We start from the raw sequence: 22,418 nt of genomic DNA, 5'->3' as shown, positions 1-22,418 counted from the left end.
GCGGCGAAGGTGGTGCAAGGGGCCGGCAGAGCAACCATATTCGCCAGGAGAGATCGGCGCGCGAGCTGCGGCGTCCGCGGCCGCAATATCGGTGGAATGATATGTCCTGCCACTGTCGGAGCATGGAAGATCATGGCCCTATGAGCAGCTTTCGTTGCCGTTCTCGGCGGCACGCGTGAAATGGACCGCATCTGTGCAGCTGTGGCGCCTTTATCACATGAAATCTTGGTAAGCTTGAGTGCACTTCGCGCCGACGTAAAAAGCCGAGAAATCGCTGCGAGACAGGGATATTTTGCATTTGCACGATCGCGCCATCGCGCCAAGGCAGCGGTCATCTCGCACCTGCGGGACTGTCCCGCTGTTCCGCGCCCGGCTAGTATGAATCTCAAGGTTCCGCAGAAAGCATCACCTGTGAGCGAGTTGCCAAACGCCCTCCGACTGTCCCGCCGCGAATCGGTTAATCCGGCAGCGCAGCGGCGGCTCGGTCTGCCCGGCGGGGGGTGGATGTGACACAGCGTGTTCCGGCGATCGCCATGCGGCGGTCTTTGGGGTCTGCGTCCAGGACGCGCCGCGCGGCGCGCTGGCTTGCGGTGTTATGCCTGGCCACCAGTTCTGGCGCCTGCGTGCTGACGCAGGATCTTCCCGATCCCGCGCTCGATGTTCCCACGCAGTACAAATATGCCGGCAAGGGCGACGCGCCGCCGTCACTGGATTGGTGGCGCGGCTTCCGCTCCGCGGAACTGACGCAATTGATGGAGGAGGCGCAGACCGTCAATCTCGATATCGCGGCCGCCGTCGCGCGCATCGTTCAGGCCGACGCCCAGGCACGGCAGGCGGGCGCGGCGCTGCTGCCGAGCCTGTCAGGCGGCGGATCCGAGACCTATTCGCGGACCTCCGGCTCGTCGTCCTCCGGTCTTACCAATGGCGGCCGCGAGGTCGTCAACTACTCGGCCTCGCTGAGCGCGAGCTACCAGCTCGACTTCTGGGGGCAGAACCGCGACGCGCTGCAGACGGCGGAGGAGACGGCGAACGCCAACCGCTTCGATCGTGACGTCGTCGCGCTGACGACGCTGGCAGCCGTAGCCAACGCCTATTTCCAGGTGCTGGCCTCTCAGGACCGCCTGCGGACCGCGCAGAACAACATCGCGAGCGCACAGCGCATCCTCGATGCCATCAAGGATCGCCGCAAGGCCGGCACCGGCACGGATCTCGACGTTGCGCAGCAGGAGAGCGTGCTGGGCAACCAGAAGGCGTCAGTGCCGCCGCTGCGCCAGACGCTCGACCAGAATGTCAACGCGCTCGCCGTGCTGGTGTCGCGCCCGCCGGAGAGCGTGCGTGTGCTCGGCGGCTCGCTGAACAAGATCGCGATCCCGCGCGTCACGCCGGGCCTGCCGTCGGAGATTTTGACGCAGCGGCCGGATATTCGTCGGCAGGAGGCGCAACTGGCCTCCGCGACCGCGAATATCGGCAATGCCCGCGCGCAGTTCTTCCCCACCATCCAGCTCACCGGCAATGGCGGCTATCAGAGCTCGGCGCTGGTGTCGCTGTTCCAACCTCATGCGGCGTTCTTCCAGCTCGTCGGCAGCGCGACGCAGCCGATCTTCGACGGCGGCAAGATCCTCGGCAATTTCGAATTCGCCAAGGCACGGCAGGACGAGCTGCTCCAGACCTACCGCAAGACCATCGTCCAGTCCTTCGCCGACGTCGACAATGCGCTGTACTCGATCAAGCAAACCACGATCAAGCTGCAATTGCAGCGCGATGTCGTCGCCTCGTCCCGGCGCGCCTTCGATCTCGCCGAGCAGCAATTGCGCGCCGGCACCGCCGACATCGTGACCGTGCTGAACGTCCAACAGACACTATTTCAGGCGGAAGACGCGCTGTGGCAGGCGCAACTCGCACGGCTTCTCGCCATCGTCAGCCTGTATCAGGCGCTCGGCGGCGGCTGGGAGCCGCGCATGGAGAAACCGGTCAATGCTCTTTAAGCCGGATAAGCAAGACGCGAAGGAAGGGACGGCGAAAAAGTCGCGCGGCCGCGGCTTCGTCATGACCCTGATCACGCTCTCGATCCTCGGCGGCCTTGGCTATGTCGGCTGGATCGTCATGCACCAGCAGCAGCAGGCCAACAACCGCAACCAGCGGCCCGATCTGCCGGTGCCGGTGCTGGCGGCGACGCCGCGCATCCAGGACGTCCCGGTCTATCTCGACGGCGTCGGCGCGATCCGCGCGCTCAACACCGTGACGGTGCGCTCGCAGGTCGACGGCAAGCTGATCGCGGTGAACTTCACCGAGGGCCAGGACGTCAAGAAGGGCGACGTGCTCGGCGAGATCGATCCCGCGCTCTATCAGGCGACGTATGACCAGGCCGTCGCCAAGAAGGCGCAGGACCAGGCCCAGCTCGCCAACCAGCGCATCGACCTTACGCGCTACGAGCAGCTCGCTGCCTCCAATGCCGGCTCCAAGCAGCAGGCCGACACCCAGCGTGCGCTGGTCGCGCAGACCGAGGCGCTGGTGAAGGCAGACCAGGCCGCGATCGACAATGCGGCGGCGACGCTCAGCTACACCAAGATCGTGGCGCCGCTGTCGGGCCGCGCCGGCCTGCGCCAGGTCGACCAGGGCAACATCATCCATGCCGCCGACACCACGGGTCTCGTGGTGATCACGCAATTGCAGCCGATTGCGGTGTGGTTCAGCCTGCCGCAGCAGCAGATCATGCGGGTCAACGCCGCGGCGTCGAAGGGCACGCTTGCCGTCGACGTGTTCGGCAATGACGGCATCACCGTGATCGACACCGGCAAGCTGACTGGCATCGATAACCAGGTCGACCAGACCACCGGCACGCTCAAGCTCAAGGCCGAATTCCCCAATGCCAATTACCAGCTCTGGCCGGGCCAGTTCGTCAATGTCCGCCTCAAGGTCGAGACCTTGTCGCAGGCGCTGGTGGTGCCGACATCGGCCGTGCAGCGCGGACCGGTCGGCACCTTCAGCTATGTCATCGGCGAGGACAATGTCGTCTCGGCCAAGCCCGTGACGGTGACGCAGCAGAACGAGCATGACGCCGTGATCGCCAGCGGCCTGTCGGCGACCGACAAGGTCGTGACGACAGGCTTTGCCAATCTGTCCGACGGCTCCAAGGTCATCGTCGGCCGCGACGACCAGACGCCGTCAGCCGATCTCGCCCCGCGCAAGCGCTCGCGCGGGCCCGACGCCCAGAAGAAGGACGGTCAGGCCAAGGAAGGTCAGAAGGACGGCGCCAAGGACGGCCAGAAGGACTGGCAGGGCAAGGACGGCGAGCACCGCGCCAAGCGCAGCAGCAGCGAAGGCGACCAGAAGGGGCAGACTGGTCCGGCACCGGGGCCGGGCGCATCGGGATCTGGAGCCAAGCAGCCATGATCCCGACAACAGCCGCCTGAGCGGCAGGCAGATCCCATGGGTGTCTCCGAACCCTTCATCCGCCGTCCGATCGCGACCTCGCTGCTCGGCATTGCGCTGCTGATCGGCGGGCTGCTGGGCTATTTCGCATTGCCGGTCTCGGCGCTGCCGCAGGTCGATTTCCCGACCGTGCAGGTGACGACGCAGTTGCCGGGCGCGAGCCCCGACGTGATCGCCTCGCTGATCACCGCGCCCTTGGAACGGCAGCTCGGCCAGATCCCGTCATTATCGGCGATGAACTCGACGAGCTCGTTCGGCGTCAGCCAGATCTCGCTGCAGTTCGACCTCAACCGCGACATCGACGGCGCGACGCAGGACGTGCAGGCCGCGATCAATGCGGCCGCCGGCGTGCTGCCGAAGACGCTGCCTTACCCGCCGACCTACGCCAAGGTGAACCCGGCGGACGCGCCGGTCATGACGCTGGCGCTGCGCTCCGACACGATCTCGCTGCGCGCGATGAGCGACATCGCCGACACGCTGCTGGCGCAACGCCTGAGCCAGATCTCCGGCGTCGGCCGGGTCTCGGTGCTGGGCGGGCTGAAGCCGGCCGTGCGCATCCAGGCGGATCTGGCGCGGCTCGCCGCCTATGGCATCGCCATGGAGGATTTGCGCACCGCGATCTCCAATGCCAACGTATCAGGACCGAAGGGCTCGCTCGACGGCGCGCAGCAATCCTACATCATCGCCGCCAACGACCAGATCGCCGCCGCCGACGCCTACAAGCCCGTCATCATCGCCTACCGCAACGGATCGCCCGTCACGATCGCCGACGTCGCGCAGATCGTCGACGGCCTCGAGAACGACCGCACCGGGGGCTGGTACCAGGGCTCGCCGGCCGTCATCATCGACATCCAGCGCCAGCCCGGCGCCAACGTCATCGACGTCGTCAGCCAGATCCGCGCCGAAATCCCCAAGGTCCAGCGCGCCATCCCGGCCGGCGTGAACCTCACCATCGTCTCCGACCGCACCGTCACGATCCGCGCCTCGGTGCGCGACGTGCAGTTCACGCTGATCCTCAGCGTGGTGCTGGTGACGCTGGTGGTGCTGCTGTTCCTGCGCTCGCTGCGGGCCACGCTGATCGCCGGCGTGGCGCTGCCGCTGTCGCTGATCACCAGCTTCGGCATCATGTATTTCGCCGGCTTCAGCCTCGACAATCTGTCACTGATGGCGCTCACGATCGGCACTGGCTTCGTGGTGGACGACGCCATCGTCATGATCGAGAACATCGTCCGCCACATGGAGAACGGCGACGGGCCGATGGAGGCCTCGCTGAAGGGCGCCAGCGAAATCGGCTTCACCGTGATCTCGCTGACGGTGTCGCTGATCGCGGTGTTCATCCCGCTGCTGTTCATGTCGGGCCTGGTCGGGCGCATGTTTCGCGAATTCGCGCTGACGCTGACCATTGCGGTCGTGACCTCGGCCGTGGTGTCGCTGACGCTGACGCCGATGATGTGCTCGCGGCTGCTCAAGCACGCCCATGAGGAGCTGGCGGTGCCGGGCCTCGCCGCGATCAGCCGCTTCATCGACCGCACTGTCGCGTTCTATCACCGCACGCTGCTCGTGGTTCTGCAGCACCAGCGCCTCACACTGGTCGTGACCTTCGCCACGCTGATTGCGACCCTGGTGCTCTATGCCGTCGCGCCAAAGGGCTTCCTGCCGCTCCAGGACACCGCCTCGATCACGGCGGTGACGGAGGCGGGGCCCGATGTGTCGTTCGCGGAGATGCAGAAGCGGCAGGCCGAAGCCGCCGACGCGATCAAGGCAGACCCTGATGTCGTCGGCGTGGTCTCGGTGATCGGCGCGGGCTCGGTCAACCCGACCACCAATGTCGGGCGCCTCGTCATGACGCTCAAGCCGCGCGGCGAGCGGCGCGACGATGTCAGCGTGGTCGTGACCCGGCTGAAGGAGCGGGTGGCGGGCATTCCCGGCATGACCGTCTATTTCCAGCCGGTGCAGGACGTGCAGATCTCGACCCAGTCGAGCCGCTCGCAATACCAATACACGCTGACAGGCACGGATGCGGCGCTCGTCTCCGAATGGGCGCGCAAGCTGGTTGCGGAGATGCGCCGCGATCCGCTGTTCCGCGACGTCTCCTCCGAGGCGCAGGAGGGCGGCCTGCGGGCGCAGCTCGACGTCGACCGCACCCGCGCCGGCCAGCTCGGCGTCAGCCTCCAGGCGATCACCGACACGCTCAACGATGCCTTCGCGCAGCGGCAGATCTCGACCATCTACGGCCAGGCCAACCAGTACCGCGTGGTGCTGGAGGCGCTGCCGATGTACCAGCGCGATCCCTCGATCCTGTCAAAGCTCTATCTGCCGGGCGCCGCGAGCATCGTCACGGGAGCGCCGAACGCCCAGGTGCCGCTGTCGGCCGTGGCGACATTGAAGCGCACCACGGCGCCGCTGGCGATCTCGCACCAGGCGCAATTCCCGTCGATCTCGTTGAGCTTCAACCTCGCGCCGGGCGCAGCACTTGGCGACGCCGTCACGGCCGTCAAGGCGATCGAGACCCGCATCGAGATGCCCAACAGCATCGTCGGCGTCTATGCCGGCGATGCCGCCGAATTCGCCAAGGCACTGGCTGGACAGCCCTGGCTGCTGCTCGCCGCCGTGATCACGATCTACATCGTGCTTGGCGTGCTCTATGAGAGCTACATCCATCCGATCACGATCCTCTCGACGCTGCCCTCGGCCGGCGTCGGCGCGATCCTGGCGCTGGTGTTGTCCGGGCAGGACCTCTCGGTGATCGGCCTGATCGGCATCATCCTCTTGATGGGCATCGTCAAGAAGAACGCGATCATGATGATCGACTTCGCGCTGGAGGCCGAGCGCGGGCAGGGCATGTCGCCCAACGAAGCCATCGTCCAGGCCTGCCTGCTGCGTTTCCGGCCGATCATGATGACGACGCTGGCTGCGCTGTTCGGCGCGCTGCCGCTGGCGATCGAGAGCGGCACCGGCGCCGAGCTGCGCTTTCCGCTCGGCATCTCCATCATCGGCGGCCTGCTGCTCAGCCAGTTGCTCACGCTCTACACCACGCCGGTGATCTACCTCGCGCTCGACCGCATCAACCGCCGCCTCGAGCAGGCGCTGCCGCCGGCCGAATCCGGCGGCCCGCCGGTCGCCGGCGCAACCGAGGGGATGCAGTGATGGCGTCGATCTCGGAGCCCTTCATCCGCCGCCCGGTCGCGACCACGCTGCTGTCGATCGGGTTGTTCCTGCTGGGTGTCGTCGCCTACGAGTTCCTGCCCGTCGCCTCGGTCCCGAACGTCGACTTCCCCGCCATCTTCGTCTCGGCCAGCCGACCGGGCGCCGACCCGTCGGTGATGGCGGCGACGGTGGCTTCGCCGCTGGAGCGGCGGCTGGGTGAGATCTCCGGCATCAACCAGATCACGTCCACGAGCTCGCTCGGCGTCTCCAATATCCAGCTTCAGTTCGACATCGGCCGCAACATCGACAAGGCGGCGCGTGACGTGCAGGCGGCGATCAACGCGTCACTTGTGGACCTGCCGAGCGACCTGCCGACGCTGCCGCGCTTCCGCAAGGCCAATTCGGCCGGCGCGCCGGTTTTCGTTCTGGCGTTGACCTCGAAGACCCTGTCCGCCAGCGCCATCTATGACGTCGCCGATACCGTCCTGGCGCAGCGCATCTCCCAGGTGCCCGGTGTCGGTGACGTGACGGTGAGCGGCGCCGACCAGCCGGCCGTGCGGATCCAGCTCAATCCCGTCGCGCTGTCGAATGCGGGCATCGCCACCGACGATATCAGGACCGCCATCATCAATGCCAACCCGCTTGGCCCCGTCGGCATCTTCAACGGCGAGCGCCAGAGCGAGACGCTGGCGCTCAACAAGCAGATGCGCACGGCGAAAGAGTTCCGCGACATCATCATCAAGAGCTCGAACGGCAATTTCGTGCGGCTGTCCGACGTCGCCGACATCGAGGATTCCGTCCGCAATGCCCGCTCGATCGCCTGGTTCAACAAGCAGCCGGCGGTGCTGATCCAGATCACCAAGCAGGGCGACGCCAACGTCATCGACACCGTGGACAGGGTCAAGGCGCTGATCCCGGACCTGAAGCAATGGATTCCTGCGGGCGTCGACATCTCCACGCTGGTCGATCGTACCAGCACGATCCGCGCCAGCGTTCTGGACATGCAATGGACGCTGCTGGCGACCGCGATCCTGGTGATGGTCGTCGTATTCGTGTTCCTGCGCCGGGTGACGCCGACGATCGCGGCCGGCATCTCGGTGCCGCTGGCGCTGGCCGGGACCTGCGCCGGAATGTGGGTGGCGGGCTTCTCGATCGACAATCTGTCGCTGATGGCGCTCGCGATCTCCGTCGGCTTCGTGGTCGACGACGCCATCGTCATGATCGAGAACATGTACCGCAATCTCGAGCACGGCATGCGGCCGATGCAGGCGGCGCTGGAGGGGGCCAAGCAGATCGGATTCACGGTGGTCTCGATCAGCCTGTCGCTGATCGCCGCCTTCACGCCGCTGATCTTCATGGACGGCATCGTCGGCCGGCTGCTCCGCGAATTCTCGCTGACATTGACCTTCGCGATCCTGGTCTCGACACTGGTGTCGCTGACGGTCACGCCGATGATCTGCGCGCATTACATCCGGCAGACCACCTCCGGCACGGCGACGCTGTTCGACCGGCTGATCGAGGGCTCGCTGTCGCGCATCGTCACCTTCTACGCCCGCACCTTGCGCTCGGTGCTGGAATTCCCGGTGCTGACGCTGCTGGTGTTCTTCGCCACCATTGCGCTGACGGTGACGCTCTACATCAAGGTCCCCAAGGGCTATTTCCCGACCGACGATTCCGGCTTCGTCATCGGCGCGACGCGCGCCTCGGCCGACATCTCGTTCCAGTCGATGCTCAGTCTGCAGCAGCGGCTCGCCGACATCGTGATGCAGGATCCGGCCGTGGCCGGCATTGGCTCGACCGTCGGCAGCGGAGGCGGGGGCCCGGGAGCGGCGACCTCGAACCACGGCACCATGTTCATCAGCCTGAAGCCGCCGGAGGAGCGCGACCACGTCTCGACGCAGGTGGTGATCGACCGTCTCCGACGCGCGTTGTTCCCGGTCCCCGGCATCCGCCTCTTCATGTTCGCCGCCCAGGACGTGCGCGCCGGCGGACGGCAGAGCGATTCCGACTACCAGTACACGCTGAGCAGCACCGATCTCGGCCTGTTGCAGAAATGGGCGCCGATCGTGGCCAAGCGCATGGAGAGCGTCGAGGGCATCACCGACATCTCCAGCGACCGCGATCCCGGCGGGCTCCAACTGACCCTGTCCATCGATCGGCAAAAGGCCTCGGCGCTCGGCGTCCGCGTCCAGGACATCGACAACGCGCTGAACAACGCGTTCTCGCAGCGCCAGATCTCGATCATCTATACCCAGCGCAACCAGTACATGACCGTGCTGGAGATCGACCCGAAATTCCAGGTCGATCCCTCCAACCTCGATCGCATCTACGTCGCCGGCGCGGGCGACGCGCAGGTGCCGCTCTCGGCCGTGGTGCATGCGACGCGCGGGCTCGCCGCGCTCGCGGTCTATCATTCGCAGTCGTTCCCCTCGACCACGGTGTCGTTCAACCTCTTGCCCGATGTGCCGCTCCAGGCCGCGACGCAGAACATCCAGCGTGCCGTCGAGGAGCTGCATATGCCCGAGGGCATCCGCGGCAGCTTTGACGGCAATGCCGGCGATTTCGCCAGGACCAGCGGCCGCCAGCCGCTGCTGATCCTCGGCGCGCTGGTGGCGATGTATATCGTGCTCGGCGTGCTCTATGAGAGCCTCGCCCATCCGCTCACGATCATCTCGACGCTGCCCTCGGCCGGCCTCGGCGCGCTGCTGGCCCTGCAGATCACCAATACGCCGCTGACCGTGATCGCCTTCGTCGGCATCATCCTGCTGATCGGCATCGTCAAGAAGAACGGCATCATGATGGTGGACTTCGCGCTCGACGCCGAACGCCAGCGCGGCCTGTCCTCGGCGGAAGCGATCTTCGAAGCCTGCCAGGCGCGTTTCCGTCCCATCCTGATGACGACGATGGCAGCCCTGTTCGCGGGCATTCCGCTGGTGATCGCGACCGGCCCCGGCACGGAGCTGCGCCGTCCGCTCGGCATCACCATCATCGGCGGCCTGTTCGTCTCGCAGATCCTGACGCTCTACACCACACCCGTGATCTACCTCCTGATCGACCGCCTGCGGCGGCGCTCCGAGCCGCGCCCGCTGCCCGCGCCGGCGGAATAGGTTGTTGAGGCGCCGCGCAGAGCGTATAGCGGCGACCATGTCACACTCGCCCGAGACCACGGCCGCCGCGCCCGAGCCGATCCCCGAATGCCCGCACTGCCAGAAGCCGATGCCGCTCTGCATCTGCGACAGCGTCACGCCGATCGAAAACCGGCTTTCGCTTCTGATCCTCCAGCATCCGCAGGAGCAGGACAGGGCGCTCGGCACCGCGCGGCTGCTGGCGAAGCATTTTGAAGACGCCACCGTGCGGGTCGGCCTGTCCTGGCCGAGCCTGTCCAAGGCGCTGGGCCGGCCGGTCGAGAACGCCTCGCACTGGGCCGTGCTCTATCTCGGCTCGGCGCGCGCGGCCGATCTCGACGCGGAAGGCGAGATCGTGGCGCTCAACCGCAAGGGCGAGGTCGCGGATAACCAGCGTACGCGCCTTGGCAAGCTGGAAGGCGTGGTGCTGCTCGACGGCACCTGGAGCCAGGCCAAGGCGCTGTGGTGGCGCAATCCCTGGATGCTCAAGTGCCAGCGCGTGATCCTCAATCCGAAGCACCCCTCGCGGTACGGGCGGCTGCGCAAGGAGCCGCGTCGCGACGGACTCTCGACCATCGAGGCGGCCGCCTCGATCCTGGCCGGCCTCGAGCGGCGCCCCGATATCGCCGAGACCCTGCACGCCAGTTTTGAACGGATGCTGGCACGCTACCGCGAGGTCCAGGCCGAGATGCCGGAATTGGCGCCAAAGCCTGTGACCAAGGACCGCCGACGCAATGTCCGGCGCGGCAAACGCGCCTGATCTCGGCCATCCTCATCCATCCGGTTGATTGCCCGCGGAAGGCATGCGGTAGAGACGATCGGCCGATAAGCCTGCCATCCTGCGCGGCATCGGACTACCGGACGCGGAAGGGGCAGTCGTATTCAGGCCGCAGCGAAGGAACTCCTGGCACAGGTGACGCGGCTCGATCGTTGGCGCACGCTTGCGCTGATGGACATTTCGCTGCGCTACCGGCGCACCGTGATCGGCCCGCTCTGGATCACGCTGACGCTCGCCGCAACGATCGGAAGCGTCGGCACCGTCTATGCGGCCCTGTTCAAGCAGGACATTGTCGGCTTCCTGCCGCCCTTCGCGGTCGGCCTGATCGTCTGGACCCTGATCGCCACCACGCTGCAGGAAGGCTCCAACATCTTCGTGGCCTCCGGCCATTTGATCAAGGCCGTGCCGGCGCCGCTGGTCGTGCACGTGCTCCAGATGATCGCGCGCAACGTCCTGATCTTCGCGCATCATCTGGTGATCGTCGTGCTGCTCTACATCGTGATGCCCTGGCCGGTGCACTGGACCATGCTGCTTGCGGTGCCCGGCTTTGCGATCCTGCTCACCGCGCTGCTCGGCGGTTCGGTCGCGCTCGGAATGCTCTGCGCGCGCTTCCGCGACATCGGCTCGGCGATCGTCAGCGGGTTGCAATTCGTCTTCTTCCTGACGCCGATCATCTGGACCGAGGAGACCGTGCGCGGCACGGCGTTTCAGTGGCTGATCCGCGCCAATCCGTTCGCGACGCTGCTCGATCTCGTGCGCAGGCCGCTGCTGTCGCAGCCGACCGATCCGGAGCAATGGCTGCTCGGGATCGTCTATGCGAGCGTCGCCGCGATCATCGGCCTGCTCTGCTACGCGCTACCGCCATCGCGTGGCGTATTGGTTGTGAGGCGGGCATGAGCACCACGGCCCACATCGTGCTGCGCAACGCCTCCGTGACGTTTCCGGTGCTGTCGTTCCGCGACCGCTCGCTGCGCAGCCGCTTCGCGAGCGCCGTGACGCTGCGGCGGAAAGCGGCGATGCCGCACATCGTCTCCGCACTGAACGGCGTCAGCCTCGACATCCGCGCCGGCGACCAGCAGTTCCGCAAGAAGGCGCGGCAGCGGCTCGACGAGATCGTCGCCCGGGCCGGCATCCTGGTGCTGGCCTCGCACGACATCGAGCTGATCAAGAGCACCTGCAACCGCGCGATTCTGCTGGAGGAGGGCCGGATGACCGCGGCAGGCGCCACCGACGCCATTCTTGCGCAATATCTCGCAGGCAATGGCGGGAGGAAGGCGTAGCGTTCGTCATTCCCATCAAGCGGTTGAAAGTCGCTGCCAAAGCCGGACGAAGGCGGTTGCCTAACCCATTGATCCCCTATATTGCTCCGCCCTTACGGGGCCACGTGGCGGAGTGGTTACGCAACGGTCTGCAAAACCGTGTACACCAGTTCAATTCTGGTCGTGGCCTCCAATAAAATCAATGACTTAGAAGCGCTTTCTTAAGTGATCCCTTCCTCGTCAGTTTTTCGTCAGTAATCCCAACCGGGCTCAGATCGCCGTTCGGGGTGAATCAATTTGACTCAGGGGTAACCCGGCCGCGGTCGGCGTGCTGGCGCTGGCCGTGGTGACGTGGGGCACCGACGAGATTGATCGGGGGCGCGCGAGCTGGTCGATGTCGTGCCGTTGCTGCCGATCAGAATCTCGTTGACCTTTGCCCATCAAGCGCTGGGATCTTGCTGACCTTGGTCACTCAGGGTAGTCCGGGACCGAAGCGTCGGCGTCGCTCACGGGGGGCGCAGGCACACCCGCGATTCCGGCTAACGGTCTCTTTCATTCAGGAACCCGAAATTATGGCGCCCCAATTTTCAGCGCGTTCAATCCTGCTTGGCCTTGTGGTCCTGAACGTTATCGGAATCGGGCTTTCCGAAGTTCAGCGGCGAGCACTGGTGTATAGAGAGGACGAGTTTCTGCGGTCTGTTGCGGAGCGGCTTGGTGCCTTGGAGGAGCGGCAAGTCGAGCTAACGTCAGCACTGGACCGCGCCGCCGCCGTTTCATCAAGCGCTGATGGGCAAGCCAATGGTCTCGCAGATGTGGCTGCATCGAGGCAGCGGGACGCCACGCGAATAAGTCAAGCGAGAACGTTGCAAGCCGCGCTGGAGCGATACCGCGCATCTAATGGCGCTTTCCCGCATCCATTTCGGAACAATTCAGTGGAGGATCTGAGTACCGCACTCGTGGGCGGCCGGTACCTCGATTTCATTCCAAAGGATCCGTCGTCGGGACAATCAATTCGGTACACGACGGACGGGGCTCCAAACGGGGAGCGGTATGGACTAAAGGTCCCACTCGAAAACGTTGGTGACTGTTTGATCGGCGTCGGCATTGAGGGAAGCGGATGGTGGGGCAACCTCCGGCCCTGTCCTTCCTACTTTAAGTCGTCCTCCAATTAAGAAAGTGCTCACCTCAATCGGCGACAGCTGGCAATTTTTCGTCAGTTCCAACGGGTTATCATAATTCCGCGCTGCCAGGCTGCAAAACCGTGTACACCAGTTCAATTCTGGTCGTGGCCTCCATCACAACATCCTGATATTCCAGAACAAATTTGATCCGTGCGCAGGCGCGCCGACGCGGCTTGCCGACCGGCGCGCACCGGGTTTGCCCGGGGCTTGGCGGAACCCTGCGATTCAGGCGGGATGGCATAGTCTTCGCATCTGCGAAGTGATGCATTTTCCATCAACGAGCGCTGGAGACCACGTGGGCGACATCGTCCGATTTGTCCCGAAATCCGAGTTGGAGCGAGCCCGCCTCATTGCCGAGGCGCGCGCGATCTACGACAGCATCTTCCCGCCGACGGCCCCGGACCGGGCGCCGCAGGATGGCGAGGAGCGGGTCAAGAGCTGATCAGGCCGGGGACGGCCGACAGCAAAACGCCCGCATGAAGCGGGCGCGTCGGGTCACGTTGAAAGAGAGGCCTCAGCAGGCCGCATCCCAGCCGTCGGGAAACGGCAGCAGGGGCCAGGCGCCCTCGTTGTCGTTGGCGGCTTTGGGCGTTGCGGCGTACGACCACGAGCGGGGCACGAAGTCCTCCTCCGGCACAGGCGCGACATCCTCGTAGACCATGGCGTCCCGCACAGCATCCAGCATCAAGTTGAATTCGGCTTCACTCATTACACCCTCGCAGAACGCGGATGGCGCAATGTCGCAAAGCCGGTTTGTTAGCCGATTGAGCTGATCGTTCGCATTTTAACGATCCGGCGATCGGGTCCCGGTTGGTTAGCAATGTCTAAAGACGGCCCCGGAAATCCCGGTGGAACCCTACGGTTCCCGCAGCCGGCCCCAGTGTGAAAGAGATCACATCCCCCTCGATTTATTTCTCCTACCCCTTCGCACGACACCGGCCATCGAGGGCCGGGGGCGGGCAGGGCAGACAGGAGACTTGGTCATGAAGGCAAGGTTCTTGCGGTTTGCAGGTGTGAAGAGCCGGGCGCGCCGCGCCTCGACGGTCGGGCTGTTCCTCACGCTGTTCGCCACAGCCGCCCAGGCGCAGCAGGGAACCCCCGAGCAGCGCCGGGCCTGCACCCCCGACGTCTACAGGCTCTGTGCCGGCGAGATCCCCAATGTTCGCGCCATCACGGCCTGCCTTCGCCGTAACCGATCAAGCTTGAGCGAAGCTTGCCGCACCGTGTTCGATCAGGCCGGCGGCTGACATGGCTGACCTGTGGGTTTGTGCGCAGCAAGTATCCCGCGCGGCCTCGCGAATCCGGCATGGTCGCCCTGTGGATATGCTGCGGACAGGCTGTGGAGTGCTGTGGATATCGGACGCAATTGTCTCGTTTTTTGCGCAGCATTTGCGCCAGCCTTTGTCATATCTACGTCAAGCATCCTCATCATCTGATTCTCTGATCGCGCAGTTTGCTGCGTCATTTCCAATGATTTGGTTCGCCCGAATTCGGAATTGCGGGCCGTCGCGCGCCTCGCGCGCGAACAGTTTTTGTGCAGCCCCTTGCCCAAATCGCAGGCCCCATCCGTCCAATTTTTTGTACGCCCGCGGACAAGCTTTTCGCGGGCCGCTCCACCTAGGCTCGCTCCCGAGATTTGGAACATGGCCAGTGCCATGGCAATTCGAGGGAGTTGGAGATGGAGAGACGGGTTTTGTCCCAGGCGCAGCGGGGGATGTCGCGCGCATTGCCATGGCGCAAGCTCGCGCTCGGCGCCGCCATCGCCGCCGGCCTGGTCGCCGCTGCGCCACTGAGCGCACAGGCTGCCGCACCCGCTGCCTGCGCCGCGCTCCAGGAGAAATATCCGGACTGGAAGGGCAAGACCCTCGTCAACGCCATCAACCCGCACACGCCGGGCTATGAGACCATCGATCCCAAGGATCCCAGCAAATATATCGGCTTCGACATCGATCTCGGCGAAGCCATCGGCGAATGCCTCGGTTTCAAGCTGACCTACAAGCCGGTGACCTTCGCAGCACTGCTGACCACACTCGCGGCCGGCCAGGCCGACATCGTCATCTCCGACATCTATGCGACCAAGGAGCGCGCCAAGGCCGCCGACTTCATCACCTATTCGAAGGTGTTCGACGGCGTGCTGGTCGCCAAGGGCAATCCGAAGGGCATCAACGGCATCAACATGTCGATGTGCGGCACGGCCGCAGCCGAGAACACCGGCTATGTCGAGGTGCCCCTGATCCAGGCCCTGATCCCCGAGTGCAAGAAGGCGGGCAAGGCAGAGCCGACCATCCAGCTCTATGACAACAACGCCAACTGCATCCAGGCGATCCTCGCCGGCCGCGCCGACACCTACATCAACGACGTCAACACGGTCGACAGCGCGGTCAAGGCCTATCCGGACAAGCTGGAGAAGGCGATCGCGGTGACGATCCCGTATTCGGTCGGCATCGCCGTTCCCAAGGACAAGCCGAAATTCCGCGACGCCGTGCTCGCCGCACTGATCGAGGTGCAGAAGGCCGGCACGCACATGGAGCTCCTGAAGAAGCACGGGCTCGATGTGAACAATTTCAAGGAGCCGGACATTCTGACGGCTGACTGATGTCGCTGTTCCTCCATTACCTGAGCATGCCCTATCTGCTCGAGGGCATCGAGCTCACCCTCGAGGTGACCGCCCTCGGGCTCGGCGGCGGATTGATCCTGGGATTGATCCTCGCCGGCATGCAGCTCTCGCGCTTCTGGCCCCTGGCGGCGATCGCCCGGGGCTACACCGTGATCTTCCGCGGCACGCCGCTGATCCTGCAGATGGTGTTCGCCTACGACGCGCTGCCGCACATCGGCATCAAGCTGCCGGCGGTGCTGGCGGCCGGCCTCGCACTCGCCTGCAACGAGGCGCCGTTCATCGCCGAGATGCTGCGCGCCGGCGTGCTCGGCGTCGATCGCGGGCAGGTGACGGCAGGGCAGGCGCTCGGCATGACGCCGTCCGTCCTGATGCGCCGGGTGATCGCGCCGCAGGCGATCCGCACCATGATCCCGGCCTTCGGCAACGAGGCGGTCAGTGCGCTGAAGAATTCGTCGCTGGCCTCCGTCGTCGCGGTGCAGGAGCTGACGCTGCGCTCGACGCAGCTGGCGTCCTCGACCTTCGACTTCTTCTCGATCTTCTTTGCCTCGGGTCTGCTCTATCTCGTGCTGACGGCCACGATCAGCGGCATCCAGCTCTTCGTCGAATGGCTGCTTGATCTCGACCGCGCCAAGAATCCCACAATGGGGCGCAAGCGCAAGCTCGCCGATTATCTGCCCTGGCGCCGCGTCGAACTCGGCACCAAGCTTGAGCTCGCGGAGGCAACGGCTGTTGATCCCGAGCCCGCCCCAGCGGAGCTGCCCGACACGCCGCCGCTGGCCCTGACGCGCGAGGAGCGCGCCCGCCGCGCCGCGACGATCGCACGCAACAACATCGCGGTCGAAGCCAGGGAGCTCACCAAGACTTACGGCCCGCAAAAGGTGCTCGCCGGTCTCGACCTCACGGTCCGCATCGGCGAGGTGGTCGCGTTGCTCGGCCCCAGCGGCTCCGGCAAGAGCACGCTGCTCCGCTGCATCAACCACCTCGAAAACTGGGATGCCGGCACCGTGCGCGTCGGCGGCCGCCGCCTCGGCTTTGGCGAGGACGGCAAGCCGCTGTCACCGCGTGCCATTGCCAATGAGCGCGCCAACGTCGGCGTCGGCATGGTGTTCCAGCAGTTCAATCTGTTCGCGCATCTCTCGGCGAAGGAGAACATCGCGGGGCCACTGCGCTGGGTCCACGGCATGACCCGCATCGATGCCGACCGCCGCGCCACCGAGCTGCTCGACCGCGTTGGTCTGTCGCATCGCGCCGATGCCCTGCCGCGGCATCTGTCCGGCGGGCAGCAGCAGCGCGTCGCCATCGCCCGCGCGCTGGCGCCGAACCCGAGCGTGCTGTTGCTGGACGAGCCGACCTCGGCGCTCGATCCCGAGCTCGTCAACGAGGTGCTGGAAGTGATCCGCCGCCTCGCCATCGACGACGGCCTCACCATGATCATCTCGACGCATCAGATCCGTTTCGCCGACGAGGTCGCCGACCGTGTCGCTTTCCTGAGCGGCGGTGCAATCATCGAGGAGGGCCCGGCGCACGAGGTCCTCTCCAACCCCCGTAATCCGCTGACGGCGCGTTTCCTCAGCGTGATGGAGGCCGACAAGACTCCGGAGACGGTGCGATGAGCGCCGTCTCCGCAAGGTTCAAGACCGCGTTCCCTAATGAGGCCACGTCATGAAGCATTTCACGCTGCCGGTTTCGCCAAAAACCGTTCACTGGGGCTATTTCTCCAAGAAGGTCACGCCGGCGCTGACGCTCCGCTCCGGAGATCGCGCCACCATCGAGACGCTGACCCATCACGCCAACGACGATTATGAGCGCATGATCCAGGGCGATCCCGGCGCCGAGAGCGTGTTCCAGTGGACGCGCGAGCACAAGGCGGTCGCGCGCCGCGGCTCCGGCCCGGTCGAAGGTCCGTTCATTCGCGGCGCAGGCGAGGGGATCGGCGTGCATCTCCTCACTGGGCCCGTGGCAATCGAAGGCGCCGAGCCCGGCGACATTCTCGAAGTGCGCATTCTGGACGTCCGGCCACGGCCGAGCTGCAGCGCCTGCCACGCCGGCCGCTGCTTCGGCTCCAACGTCGCCGCGAACTGGGGCTTTCACTATCACGACCTCATTGAAGAGCCGAAGCCGCGCGAGGTCGTCACCATCTTCGAGCTCGACACCTCGGGCGAGCCCTATGCCAAGGCGGTCTACAATTACGTCTGGACCCCGCAGACCGACCCTGACGGCATCGTGCATCCGACCATCGACTATCCCGGCGTCCGCGTCGATCACGCCACCATCAGGAAGCGCGAGAACATCCTCTCCAGCGTGAAAGTGCCGGCGCGGCTGCATTTCGGCACCATGGGGCTTGCGCCATCGGAGGCCGATTTCGTCAGCTCGATTCCGCCGAGCTATACCGGCGGCAACATCGACGACTGGCGCATCGGCAAGGGCGCGCGGATGTTCTATCCGGTCGCGGTCCCGGGCGCCTATTTCTCGGTCGGCGATCCCCACGCCGCCCAGGGCGACAGCGAGCTCGGCGGCACCGCGATCGAGACCTCGCTGACCGGCGATTTCGAGTTCATCCTGCACAAGAAGGCAGACCTCGCCGGCACCAATCTCGAAGGTCTCGACCATCCGATGCTGGAGACCGATCACGCCTGGTCGTTCTACGGCTTCACCTATCCGAACTATCTCGCCACGCTCGGCGCCGATGCGCAGACCGAGATTGCCAATCACAGCAGTCTCGACCGTGCGATGCGCGACGCATTCAGAAAGCTGCGCCGGTTCCTGATGACCGTGCACGGCCTCAGCGAGGACGAGGCGATCTCGCTGATGTCGGTCGGCGCCGATTTCGGCGTCACCCAGGTCGTCGACGCCAATTGGGGCGTCCACGGCACGATCCGCAAGAACATCTTTCGGTGCGATTGATGGGTCGTAGCCCGGATGGAGCGAAGCGCAATCCGGGATTCGTGCCGCAAGCGACGGGGGTCCCGGATTGCGCTGCGCTCCATCCGGGCTACGCATCCTGCTTAACTTTGACATTGGGTTCTAACACTCTGAAGCAAAGTCCATTTCCGGGGTGAGGGCGTGAACAAGGAAGGTCATTTGCGGCCCGTCGCTGCGACGGATGATCGCGCGCGTCTGGCACAGAGGTTGCTTCGATCCACCGCAATCTGGGTGGATCCGATGAGCTTCCGTCCCTTCACGAGCGAGTCCTACGCGCAAGACGACCGCCCCGAGGCCTGGCGCGATGTGCTGGCCGCGGTCGGCTTGCAGCCGGCGACCAGCCATTCCTTCCTGGACGGGCACGCGACAGCTTCGCATCGCCGCGCCGCAGGCGTCGCGCTGACGCGGATGGCCGCGGGTGCGCAAACCGTCGGTCCGCTCTCGCAAACCAACGAAGACCTTCCGATCGCGTTGATGCCGCTCGAGGACGGCATGGTGCTCAAGAGCGCCGGCGGCCATCGCATCGTTCCCGTCGGCCATCTCGTGCTGCTGCCGCGGAGCGGGGACTGGAGCATCGTGTTCCAGCGCGACATGCGCGCCATCGTGCTGGCCGTGAGTTCGGAAGCGCTGCACGGGCGTCTCTCGGGCAAGCCGCGGCTCCGCGAGCCCCGTGTCGTCCCACCAGGTGGCTTCGCCGACGTGTTCGCGCGCCTGCTCGATGCAACCGCGCGCGCGCTGGATACATTGAGCGACCCTGAATGGAATATTGTCGCGCAGTCACTCGTCGATCTGCTCCTGACGCTCGCGCATCAGCTTGCGTCCTCGACATCCGATGCCGGATCGAGCGCAACGCAGGCGGCGCTGCTGCACCGGATCTGCCAGACCATCGAGCGCCGACTGGACGATCCCGAGCTGGTCCCCGCACGTGTCGCGCAGGCCGAGGGGATTTCCGAGCGCTATTTGCAAAAGCTGTTCGAGACGGTCGGAGACAACTTTACCCACTATGTCCGCGAGCGGCGCCTTCAGCGGGCCTGGGCCGATCTGTCCAACCCGGCGGAAGCGCACCGCTCGATCTCCGAGATCGCCTACACCTATGGCTTTGGTGACTCCGCGCATTTCAGCCGCGCCTTCCGCCATCGCTTCGGCCTGCCGCCGCGCGAATTCCGCCAGCAGGAAGCGGAGCGGGCGACCTCGCAGCATGGCGTTGCCGGCCAGCGCGGCTGGCCGCAGGAGGCGCTCGCGCAGCCGCGCGCGCATCAGAGCGTGGAAGCCCGCAGCAACGTCGCTTGCGCCAGTGCAGCGGAGCGGACATCGGCGGAGCACCGGCATCATCATCTCCCGGTCGAGGCCAGTCGCGTCCATTGGGGCTATTTCAGCCGCTCGTTGCCGCCGCAGATCGAAATTGCCTCGGGCGACACCATCACCATCGAGACGCTGACTCAGCACGCCTCCGACGCGCCGGAGATGATGATCGCGGGTGATCCCGGCGCCGAAAGCGTGTTCGGCTGGACCGCCGACAGGAAGAACGTCGATCGCCGCGGCGCAGGCCCAATGGATGCCAGCGTGTTCGGCCGCGGCGCCGGCGAGGGATTTGGCGTGCACATCTGCACGGGCCCGGTCGCAGTGAAGGACGCGCAGCCCGGCGACGTGCTCGAGGTGCGCATCCTCGACATCGTGCCGCGCGCCAGCCGCAATCCGAACCACGCGGGGCGCGTGTTCGGCTCGTCGGTCGCGGCCTGGTGGGGCTATCACTACAACGAGTTTCTCGGCGGCCCCAAGCCGCGCGAGGTCGTCACCATCTACGAGATTTTTGGCGATCCCGAGGAGCCGCATGCCCGCGCGCTGTATTCCTACCGTTGGGAGCCGCAGACCGATCCGTTCGGCGTCGTGCACACCACCTACGACTATCCCGGAATCCCCGTTGCACCCGCGACGATCAAGCGTCGGCACGCCGTGCTCGACGGCATCCGCATTCCGCTGCGGCCGCATTTCGGCGTGATCGCGGTGGCGCCGCGCGAGGTCGATTTCGTCGACTCCGTGCCGCCGTCCTACTTTGGGGGCAATCTCGACAATTGGCGGCTGGGGAAGGGATCGACCGTCTATCTTCCGGTCTCGGTTCCCGGCGCGCTGCTGTCGGTCGGCGATTCCCACGCGACGCAGGGCGACGGCGAACTCAGCGGCACCGCGATCGAATGCTCGATGACCGGGACATTCGAGGTGATCCTGCACAAGAAGGCCGATCTGGCCGGCCGGCCCTTCGCCGATCTCTCTTATCCGCTGATCGAGACCGAGACCGATTGGGTGCTGACCGGCTTCAGCCACCCCAACTACCTCGCCGAGTTCGGCGCGCAGGGCCAGAGCGAGGTCTACGCCAAATCCTCGCTCGACCTCGCCATGAAGGACGCATTCCGCAAGATGCGGCGCTTCCTGATGAACACCAAAGGCCTCAGCGAGGACGAGGCGATCGCGCTGATGTCGGCCGCCGTCGATTTCGGCGTCACGCAGGTCGTCGATGGCAATTGGGGCGTGCACGCCATCCTCAGCAAGCGTCTGTTTCAGGACGCATCGTAACAAGGACATCTCGAGTGAAATTCCACATGATCAGCGGCGGCCCGAAGCCGGTCGCGCCCTTCAGCCACGCCGTCGAGACCGACGGTTTCGTCTTCGTCACCGGCCAGATGCCGGACACACCGCAAACGCCCGGCGTGCTCCCCGACGGCATCGTCGCGCAGACCCGTGCGGTGATGGAGAATTTGAAGGTGGTTCTGGCCGGTCTCGATCTCGGTCTCGAGCATGTGGTGATGACGCGCATCTATCTGACGCGCTTCAAGGAGGACTACGCCACAATGAACGAGACCTATCGCACCTACTTCCCGTCGGATCGGCTGCCGGCCCGCACCTGCGTCGGCGTCACCGGGCTTGCTTATGACGCGTTGATCGAGATCGACCTCGTGTGCCGGCGGCCGTGACCACAGTTTCGTAGCCCGGATGGAGCGCAGCGATATCCGGGACCGGCACGGATGTTGTCCCGGGTGTCGCTTCGCTCACCCGGGCTACGAGACCTTGTGTCGCCCGACGGGCAAAACACCCAACCGGCCGGTCAATCGTCACAGGCGAAAATATTCGCCTTTACAGAATTTCGGAATACGCGCATTCTCCCGCCACCTCATCCCTGTCAGAGGGGCGTATCGCGACCGTCACGAACGCGGGGTGAGCCGTGGTGGACGCAAGGCCAACCGGCGCGAAGGCAATCGCAGGGCGGGCAACCGTGAGCGAGGCCGTCGCGCATACGACCGGTGGGCCCTGCGTACGGTAAAACCGTGTCGTCCTGACGCCCGGGGTCTGTGCGTCAAGTCTTGCGGTGATGTCGCGGCCCAACCGGGCCTGAGCATCAGCCATCCGCAAGGCGACGGGGGCAATAGTGCATCGCTCCCCGGGGAGAGCTCGGCATAAGCCGTCAAACCACTGCGCAGGGAAGGCCGGTTGTTAGGCCTCACCTGTATGCCGCTGTGCAGCTTCTTGTCGTCACCTTTTGCACAGTGGACCGTGGGTGCCCGGCCGGCACCCGGTCTTCCCTGCGCCCTCTGACAAAGGAGGGTGACGTGACCAGGCAAAGCTCGGGCGAAATGAGCCGCGAGAAGGCGAAGCTATGTCTGCTCGCTCCGCCATTGCGAGCGCATCGACTTGTCCGCCGAAGCCTTCGGCGAAGGCGGAAGCAATCCAGAGTGCCACCGCGGAAAGACTCTGGATTGCTTCGTCGCTTCGCTCCTCGCAATGACGTTGAGAGGCTGGTGCGTCGCACCTCAGTCTCGTGCCCCGGACGCTGCGCAGCACGAAGTGATGCGCTGCAGAGCCGGGGCCCATGCGACAGCAAGCCGCGCAGCTTCCTGGGTCCCGGCTCTGCGCAGCAGCGTAAGAACGCTGCAACGCGTCCGGGACACGAGAGTGGTGCAAGCG

At 65.4% G+C, this 22,418-nt stretch carries 15 protein-coding genes and 1 tRNA gene; 15 read left to right on the top strand and 1 reads right to left on the bottom strand.

What is annotated here, in order from left to right; all coding sequences use genetic code 11:
- Window positions 1-500 precede the first annotated feature (500 nt).
- The 9 genes from VGR99_RS18025 to VGR99_RS17985 all read left to right on the top strand — a co-directional run bounded on the left by VGR99_RS18025 (window position 501) and on the right by VGR99_RS17985 (window position 13,364).
- Entirely contained in the window at window positions 501-1,985 is a 1,485-nt protein-coding gene (locus tag VGR99_RS18025; protein WP_414645131.1) for an efflux transporter outer membrane subunit, read from the top strand.
- The gene (locus tag VGR99_RS18020; RefSeq protein ID WP_326900101.1) at window positions 1,975-3,393 is read left to right on the top strand and encodes an efflux RND transporter periplasmic adaptor subunit; all 1,419 of its coding nucleotides are present in this window, start codon (window positions 1,975-1,977) and stop codon (window positions 3,391-3,393) included. Before VGR99_RS18025 ends, VGR99_RS18020 begins: the two co-directional genes overlap by 11 nt.
- Before the next feature lie 36 nt (window positions 3,394-3,429).
- Window positions 3,430-6,579 carry an efflux RND transporter permease subunit gene (locus tag VGR99_RS18015; protein WP_326900099.1) on the top strand — a complete coding sequence of 1,050 codons (3,150 nt, stop codon included), beginning with the start codon at window positions 3,430-3,432 and terminating at the stop codon, window positions 6,577-6,579.
- Window positions 6,579-9,686 (top strand): efflux RND transporter permease subunit, encoded by a 3,108-nt coding sequence (locus VGR99_RS18010; RefSeq protein ID WP_326900098.1) that lies wholly within the window; start codon window positions 6,579-6,581, stop codon window positions 9,684-9,686. Before VGR99_RS18015 ends, VGR99_RS18010 begins: the two co-directional genes overlap by 1 nt.
- Before the next feature lie 37 nt (window positions 9,687-9,723).
- Window positions 9,724-10,464: a tRNA-uridine aminocarboxypropyltransferase gene (locus VGR99_RS18005; protein WP_326900097.1), complete on the top strand. Its 741-nt coding sequence runs from the start codon at window positions 9,724-9,726 to the stop codon at window positions 10,462-10,464.
- A gap of 153 nt (window positions 10,465-10,617) precedes the next feature.
- Entirely contained in the window at window positions 10,618-11,379 is a 762-nt protein-coding gene (locus VGR99_RS18000; RefSeq protein ID WP_326900095.1) for an ABC transporter permease, read from the top strand.
- Window positions 11,376-11,762, top strand: a complete 387-nt coding sequence (locus VGR99_RS17995) for a hypothetical protein (protein ID WP_326900094.1) — start codon at window positions 11,376-11,378, stop codon at window positions 11,760-11,762. The genes VGR99_RS18000 and VGR99_RS17995 overlap by 4 nt, the downstream gene beginning before the upstream one ends.
- 98 nt (window positions 11,763-11,860) lie before the next feature.
- Window positions 11,861-11,934 (top strand) — tRNA-Cys (locus tag VGR99_RS17990).
- Between the two features lie 1,283 nt (window positions 11,935-13,217).
- The gene (locus tag VGR99_RS17985) at window positions 13,218-13,364 is read left to right on the top strand and encodes a hypothetical protein (protein ID WP_326900093.1); all 147 of its coding nucleotides are present in this window, start codon (window positions 13,218-13,220) and stop codon (window positions 13,362-13,364) included.
- A gap of 72 nt (window positions 13,365-13,436) precedes the next feature.
- Here VGR99_RS17985 and VGR99_RS17980 read toward each other — a convergent pair whose 3' ends face one another.
- Window positions 13,437-13,631: a hypothetical protein gene (locus VGR99_RS17980; protein ID WP_326900092.1), complete on the bottom strand. Its 195-nt coding sequence runs from the start codon at window positions 13,629-13,631 to the stop codon at window positions 13,437-13,439.
- Window positions 13,632-13,905: 274 nt separating this feature from the next.
- Between VGR99_RS17980 and VGR99_RS17975 the strand changes: the two genes are divergently transcribed.
- The 6 genes from VGR99_RS17975 (at window position 13,906) to VGR99_RS17950 (ending at window position 21,430) form a co-directional block, all read left to right on the top strand.
- Window positions 13,906-14,169: a hypothetical protein gene (locus VGR99_RS17975; protein WP_326900091.1), complete on the top strand. Its 264-nt coding sequence runs from the start codon at window positions 13,906-13,908 to the stop codon at window positions 14,167-14,169.
- A gap of 467 nt (window positions 14,170-14,636) precedes the next feature.
- Complete coding sequence (locus VGR99_RS17970) at window positions 14,637-15,518, top strand: ABC transporter substrate-binding protein (protein ID WP_414645135.1); 882 nt, start codon at window positions 14,637-14,639, stop codon at window positions 15,516-15,518.
- Window positions 15,518-17,152, top strand: a complete 1,635-nt coding sequence (locus tag VGR99_RS17965; protein WP_326900089.1) for an amino acid ABC transporter permease/ATP-binding protein — start codon at window positions 15,518-15,520, stop codon at window positions 17,150-17,152. Before VGR99_RS17970 ends, VGR99_RS17965 begins: the two co-directional genes overlap by 1 nt.
- A gap of 49 nt (window positions 17,153-17,201) precedes the next feature.
- On the top strand, window positions 17,202-18,443 hold the full coding sequence (locus VGR99_RS17960) for an acetamidase/formamidase family protein (RefSeq protein ID WP_326900087.1): 1,242 nt from the start codon (window positions 17,202-17,204) through the stop codon (window positions 18,441-18,443).
- 258 nt (window positions 18,444-18,701) lie between these two features.
- The gene (locus tag VGR99_RS17955) at window positions 18,702-21,032 is read left to right on the top strand and encodes an acetamidase/formamidase family protein (protein WP_326900086.1); all 2,331 of its coding nucleotides are present in this window, start codon (window positions 18,702-18,704) and stop codon (window positions 21,030-21,032) included.
- A gap of 14 nt (window positions 21,033-21,046) precedes the next feature.
- Complete coding sequence (locus VGR99_RS17950; RefSeq protein ID WP_326900085.1) at window positions 21,047-21,430, top strand: RidA family protein; 384 nt, start codon at window positions 21,047-21,049, stop codon at window positions 21,428-21,430.
- The last annotated feature ends 988 nt before the right edge of the window (window positions 21,431-22,418 follow it).

The sequence above is a fragment of the Bradyrhizobium sp. genome (assembly GCF_035935975.1).
Classification (GTDB): Bacteria; Pseudomonadota; Alphaproteobacteria; order Rhizobiales; family Xanthobacteraceae; genus Bradyrhizobium.
Note: the sequence above shows the minus strand (reverse complement) of the source record. Positions and strands in the feature narration are given on the sequence as shown.